Source organism: Mycobacterium sp. 1165178.9, from assembly GCF_001673555.1.
Lineage (GTDB): Bacteria > Actinomycetota > Actinomycetes > Mycobacteriales > Mycobacteriaceae > Mycobacterium.
In genome coordinates this window covers 1-6235 of record NZ_LZMB01000476.1, presented here as the reverse complement: position 1 = coordinate 6235, position 6235 = coordinate 1, and the positions used below count along the sequence as shown (strand labels likewise).

Annotated in this window: 5 protein-coding genes; 4 read left to right on the top strand and 1 reads right to left on the bottom strand. The window is 66.6% G+C overall.

What is annotated here, in order from left to right; all coding sequences use genetic code 11:
* Window positions 1–67 precede the first annotated feature (67 nt).
* From A5652_RS20405 to gatB, 3 genes are all read left to right on the top strand, one after another.
* Window positions 68–1099, top strand: coding sequence for an ATP-dependent 6-phosphofructokinase (locus A5652_RS20405; RefSeq protein WP_067355742.1), 1032 nt, complete (start codon window positions 68–70; stop codon window positions 1097–1099).
* A gap of 134 nt (window positions 1100–1233) precedes the next feature.
* Entirely contained in the window at window positions 1234–2361 is a 1128-nt protein-coding gene (locus A5652_RS20400; RefSeq protein ID WP_197514029.1) for a MinD/ParA family protein, read from the top strand.
* 271 nt (window positions 2362–2632) lie between these two features.
* On the top strand, window positions 2633–4147 hold the full coding sequence (gatB, locus tag A5652_RS20395; RefSeq protein ID WP_067355736.1) for an Asp-tRNA(Asn)/Glu-tRNA(Gln) amidotransferase subunit GatB: 1515 nt from the start codon (window positions 2633–2635) through the stop codon (window positions 4145–4147).
* 119 nt (window positions 4148–4266) lie between these two features.
* Here gatB and A5652_RS20390 read toward each other — a convergent pair whose 3' ends face one another.
* Window positions 4267–5397: a sorbosone dehydrogenase family protein gene (locus tag A5652_RS20390; RefSeq protein ID WP_067355733.1), complete on the bottom strand. Its 1131-nt coding sequence runs from the start codon at window positions 5395–5397 to the stop codon at window positions 4267–4269.
* Between the two features lie 262 nt (window positions 5398–5659).
* Between A5652_RS20390 and A5652_RS20385 the strand changes: the two genes are divergently transcribed.
* Window positions 5660–6235 (top strand): DoxX family protein (locus A5652_RS20385; RefSeq protein ID WP_067355745.1); only part of this gene is annotated, 576 nt, incomplete at its 3' end.

The following is a 6235-nucleotide window of genomic DNA, read 5'->3' as shown; positions in this document are numbered from 1 at the left end:
GCCCCACCGTGGGGACCGTCGCCGGCTAATCGCGCCATAAGGCCGCCACCCCAGGCAAGATGAGGGGATGCGGATCGGAGTGCTCACCGGAGGCGGCGACTGCCCCGGGCTCAACGCGGTCATCCGGGCAGTGGTGCGAACGTGCGACTCCCGGTACGGCTCGTCGGTAGTCGGGTTTCAGGACGGCTGGCGCGGGTTGCTGGAGAACCGGCGCGTCCAGCTGCAGAACGACGACCGCAACGACCGCCTGCTGGCCAAGGGTGGAACTATGCTGGGCACCGCCCGCGTGAATCCCGACAAACTGCGGGCCGGGCTGAATCAAGTCAAGCAGACGCTCGACGACAACGGGATCGACGTCCTGATCCCCATCGGCGGGGAAGGAACGCTGACGGCCGCGCACTGGCTCTCGGAGGAGAACGTGCCCGTGGTCGGTGTGCCGAAGACGATCGACAACGACATCGATTGCACTGACGTGACTTTCGGCCACGACACCGCACTGACCGTCGCCACCGACGCCATCGACCGGCTGCACAGCACTGCCGAATCGCACCAGCGGGTGATGCTGGTCGAGGTAATGGGCCGGCACGCCGGCTGGATCGCGCTGAATGCCGGCCTGGCGTCGGGCGCGCACATGACGCTGATACCCGAACAGCCCTTCGACGTCGAAGAGGTCTGTCGGCTGGTCAAAAGGCGCTTCCAGCGCGGAGATTCGCACTTCATCTGCGTGGTCGCAGAGGGCGCAAAGCCAATTCCCGGATCGATTGCGTTGCGGGAAGGCGGTATCGACGAATTCGGTCACGAGAAATTCACGGGCGTGGCCGCCCAGCTCGGCGCCGAAGTCGAGAAGCGAATCAACAAGGACGTCCGGGTGACCGTACTGGGACACGTCCAGCGGGGCGGCACCCCAACGGCTTACGACCGGGTACTGGCCACGCGGTTCGGGGTGAATGCGGCCGACGCAGCGCATGCCGGGGAATACGGCCAGATGGTGTCGCTGCGCGGGCAGGACATCGGGCGGGTAGCTTTGGCGGACGCGGTGCGTCAGCTCAAATTGGTGCCGGAAAGCCGCTACGACGACGCCGCCGCATTTTTCGGTTAACCGTTGGGCGCGTGGCAAATAACGGATGGATCTGAGTGAACCGCGGCTTAAATTTGCCCGCCATTGAAACAACGGTTCGCAATTGTCTCAGTTTAGTAGTTTCCGGACCGCCATTTCGGGGTTATACCGGGAGTATGAATAACCGCGGTTCGATTCGCCGGTCGGCGCGGCAATCTGCGGTAGCGCGATCACCGGGCTCGCCGAATCACAGGCCGGGTTGGCAAAAGTGGCGTATCGAGGGTGACCCCGCAGCGTCCACCGTGCCGCAGTCCCGCCGTCCGAACCGGCAGACGGACGGACCGCCGCCGCGGGTGCCATCATCGCCACGTCCCGAACCGACACTAGGTGCCACAGCGCTGGACCGCTTCGACATGCACGACACGGACGCGGAAGGCTTTAACTGGCGACAGCTACTTCATCGCATCACCGGGATCGAGCTCGGCCCGGGCAAAAACTCGGCTTACGAGAACGAGCTACGGCAGCGTATCCGCGCGACGGTGGGCGGTGCCTTTCCCGTCGCCGTGCTCAACCTCAAGGGTGGGGTCGGCAAGACGGCGGTGGTGGAGGTGCTCGGGTCGACGTTCGCCGCCGTGCGCGACGACCGGGTGCTCGCCCTCGATATCGACGCCGGAGACCTGGCGGAACGTCACGGCCTCCGCAACCCGCACAGCCTGGCCGACCTGCTGCACGGCAGCCCGGCGGCGCACTACGAAGACATCCGTGCGCTGACGTATATGAACGGCTTCGGGCTGGAAGTGCTCGGGTTGCCCGACACCGACTGGCGCCTGGAGCGCCGCGACGTGCAGCGAGCCTTTTCGATGCTGCGAAACCAGTATTCGCTGGTGTTGGTCGACTGTGTCAAAACGCTCAACTCCGCTGTGATGGATGCCGTCTTACCCGAATCGCGAGCCCTTGTGGTGGTCACCAGCCCCGCCATCGATGCGGTAAGAAAAACACGGGCGACACTGGAATGGTTGTGCCACAACGGGTATCAATCCCTGATGCAATGGACCGTGCTGGCCATCAATCACGTCGAGCCGGCCAAGGTGGACGGTGTGGCCGTCACCGAACTCGACCGACTGTCCGCGCGGGTCGGCGCCACGGTGGTGCTTCCATTCGACCGGCACGTGCACGATGGCCGAACCATCGCGCTGGACCGGTTGAGCAAGGAGAGCCGTCGCAGCTATCTGGAGTTGGCGGCGGTGCTGGCCGATATGTTCCCGGGCAGGGAAGGGCAGCACGGTCGATTTCCCGTGGCGTGATCACCGCGCCCGGGCCGATACAGGCTCACCACCGTTCTGATGGGTGGTGGTGACCCGCTTCGCCCGGCTCCGCCGCGCTCGCGATCACCACTGGGGTGATCGGTGGTGACCCGCTTCGCCCGGCTCCGCCGCGCTCGCGATCACCACTAGGTTGATCGGTGGTGACCCGCTTCGCCCGGCTCCGCCGGCTCGCGATCACCACTGGGTTGATCGGTGGTGACCCGCTTCGCCCAGCTCCGCCGCGCTCGCGATCACCACTAGGATCGGGCGCATGAGTGTTGCCGCCAGCGCCGATCTGATGGACTACGACGACGTCATCGCGCGTTTCGATCCGGTACTCGGCCTCGAGGTGCATGTGGAGCTGTCCACCGTCACCAAGATGTTCTGCGGCTGCGCCACCGCATTCGGCGCCGAACCCAACACCCAGGTATGCCCGGTGTGCCTCGGCCTGCCCGGGTCGCTTCCGGTGCTCAACCAGAGCGCGGTCGAGTCGGCCATTCGCATCGGGTTGGCGCTGAATTGCGAGATCGTGCCGTGGTGCCGCTTCGCCCGGAAGAATTACTTCTACCCGGACCAGCCGAAGAACTACCAGATCTCGCAGTACGACGAGCCGATCGCCATCAACGGCTACTTGGAGGCCCCACTGGAGGACGGCACCACCTGGCGGGTCGAGATCGAGCGCGCGCACATGGAGGAGGACACCGGCAAGCTGACCCACATCGGCAGTGAGACGGGCCGCATCCACGGCGCCACCACGTCCCTTATCGACTACAACCGCGCCGGCGTGCCATTGATCGAGATCGTCACCAAGCCCATCGAGGGTGCCGGGGCGCGGGCGCCGCAGATCGCCCGCGCCTACGTCACGGCTTTGCGAGACCTTTTGCGCGCCTTGAACGTCTCCGACGTCCGGATGGATCAGGGGTCCATGCGGTGTGACTCCAATGTGTCCTTGAAGCCGATCGGGACGACCGAGTTCGGCACCCGGACCGAGACCAAGAACGTCAACTCGCTGAAAAGTGTTGAGGTGGCCGTGCGCTACGAAATGCAGCGGCAGGCCGCGGTTCTGGCGTCCGGCGGTCGAATCATCCAAGAAACACGGCATTTTCACGAGGCGGGTGGCTACACGAGTCCGGGTCGCACCAAGGAGACCGCCGAGGACTACCGGTATTTCCCCGAGCCGGACCTGGAACCCGTCGCCCCCAGCCGGGAACTGGTCGAGCAGTTGCGCCAGACCATTCCCGAACTGCCGTGGTTGAGCCGCAAACGCATTCAGGACGAGTGGGGCATCTCGGACGAGGTGATGCGCGACCTGGTCAACGCCGGGGCGATCGAATTGGTCACCGCGACCATCGAGCACGGCGCGTCCAGCGAACAGGCCCGCGCCTGGTGGGGAAACTTCTTGATGCAGAAGGCCAACGAGGCCAACGTGGCGCTGAATGAGCTGGCCATCACGCCCGCCCAGGTGGCCGCGGTGGTGGCATTGGTCGACGAGGGCAAGCTGTCCACCAAACTGGCGCGCCAGGTGGTCGAGGGTGTGCTGGCCGGGGAGGGCGAGCCCGAAGCGGTGATGATCGCACGCGGACTGGCGCTGGTGCGTGACGACTCGGTGACCCAGGCCGCGGTGGACGAGGCGCTGGCCGCCAATCCCGATGTGGCAGAGAAGATCCGCGGCGGCAAGGTGGCCGCGGCCGGAGCGATCGTCGGCGCGGTAATGAAGGCCACCCGCGGGCAGGCCGACGCGGCACGGGTACGCGAATTGGTGTTGGCCGCCTGCGGCCAGGGCTGACCACCCGCATGCTGCCCGCCTGGGGCGTTGCGGCTCGCCGAGTGTGTGGGATATGAACGAATGATGAGGGCATTTCGTACCTAGGGCCCACGGTGGACGCGGCTGCCTGACTTAAGGCACTAGCTCTTGTCGTCGCTGTTGCGCGGGAATCCGCCGCCCTGCGGGAAGAGCGGGAACACCACGTCGTCCAGCTTCTCAGCATCCCCCGCCGTCTTGTTAACGGTTGCGCCCCAGACGTTTCCATCAGGAGACATGCGCAGCGACCAGGCGTGCGCGTGGGTGTCCTTGCGGACCACGTCGGGTTCACCGGTCACCGCGCCGGTGGCCGGCGCCAGCCGGACCGCGACCGTCAGCTTGGTGTTGATCAGGTTGACCAACACGGTCCCGTCCATCGCCGCGCATCCGGCCACGCCCGGCTTGTCCGGCCAGGTCCACACCGTGGAAACGTCCGACGTTTTGGTAATGCGCTGCAGGCGATCTGCCGTCGGCGTGCGGTCGGCGACATACAGTGAGCCGTCGACCGGGTCGGTGCACAGGCCGCCACCGGCGCCCACCCCGGACAACGCCGTCGTCGGCGGCGCCTGGCCCACGGTGGTGGGCTGCTCGATCCGCAGCACCTTGCCCGCCAGCGATTTGGGGTCGGCGGCTAGCGCCGGATTGCCCGCGTCGCCGGTCATCACGACCAGCGTGGTGGGGCTGGTGAAGATCAACGCTCCGGTGTTCCCGGTGGCGCCCTTGGGAATTCCGGTCAAGATGTCCTTGGGGATATCGCCATCGGCCACGCGGATGACCCGGTTGTCGCTCGGCGTGCTGATGTAGGCGTACATCAGGCGGTCCTGCTTGTAGGTGGGCGACATGACGATGTCCATCAAGCCGCCATCGCCGGAGCCGTCCACCGGGATCACCATCTTCACCTTCGGCTCGGCGCTGACGGAGATCTCCTTGACCGCGCCGGTGGTGCGCTCGGCGACGAGCGCGGTTTTGCTGTCGGGCCCCATGATCAGGCCGCTGGTGCTCTCCAGGCAGCCCTGCATCACCCCGGGAGCGGGACAGGCCTTGGGGAACGGTGTGGGCGGCAGCGGCGGCGGCGGGGGAGGCGTCGAGCTGGGCTGCGGCTTCAACTCGGGGGCGGTGGTGAATGGTTGCGATTGGGCGTCGTTGAAGCGCGCGCACCCGCTCGTCACCAGCACGAGGGCGCACAGCACGGCGAACCCGCGCCGAGCCGACCGCCTCGATCGCCCTAGTCGCATGACCGTCAGGCTACGGACAGTTCCAGCGGCGCCGCCACACACGCCCTCTTGTCCGCCGCCGAACACTCGATCCGACCGCTTTGCCACCCCGCCCCCTGGCCGCTTCGGGCGGACCGGCGATCGCCGTGCGGGGCCGCCGGAATTGGTTTGCGGGCCGATTTGGGGCCGATCCGCGCCGGTTTGGCGGGCAAACCACCGATTGCCAGGCGAAAGCGCCGCTCAAATCCCCAATTCAGGACCGAATGCCCTTACCCTGACACCCGTGACCAGTCAACCGAATGACGCACATTGGCAAAGGCCCGGCGAATCCCCGGAGCCGACCCCGGGACGCCCCGCCTCGGCGCGGCTGGTCGATCCCGAAGATGATTTGACGCCAGTCGGCTACCCGGGCGACTTCAACCCATCGACCGGGACCACCACCGTCATCCCCTACGGCAGCGCCGCGGCGGTCGCCGGCTCCGGCGCCGGGGGCTACAACCTGCTGGAACAGCAGGAACCGTTGCCCTACGTCCAGCCACATTCGGTGGCACGGCATGATTCCGAGTCCGCCGAGATCGACGACGACGAACACCATGACCGGTGGCACGATGTCGGCCGGCGCGGAACGCAGCATCTCGGTTTGCTGCTGCTGCGCGTCGGGCTGGGCGTGGTGCTCGGCGCGCATGGACTGCAGAAGCTGTTCGGCTGGTGGGGCGGCTCGGGCGTCGCAGGGTTCAAGAACTCACTGTCCGATGTCGGCTACCAGCACGCCGACATCCTCGCCTACGTCAGCGCCGGCGGGGAGGCCGTGGCGGGCGCGCTGCTGATACTCGGCCTGTTCACCCCTATCGCGGCGGCC

Coding starts and splice junctions, on each gene's coding strand:
- A5652_RS20405 (WP_067355742.1), top strand. CDS start 68: ATGCGGATCGGAGTGCTCACCGGAGGCGGCGACTGCCCCGGGCTCAAC.
- A5652_RS20400 (WP_197514029.1), top strand. CDS start 1,234: ATGAATAACCGCGGTTCGATTCGCCGGTCGGCGCGGCAATCTGCGGTA.
- gatB (WP_067355736.1), top strand. CDS start 2,633: ATGAGTGTTGCCGCCAGCGCCGATCTGATGGACTACGACGACGTCATC.
- A5652_RS20390 (WP_067355733.1), bottom strand. CDS start 5,397: ATGCGACTAGGGCGATCGAGGCGGTCGGCTCGGCGCGGGTTCGCCGTG.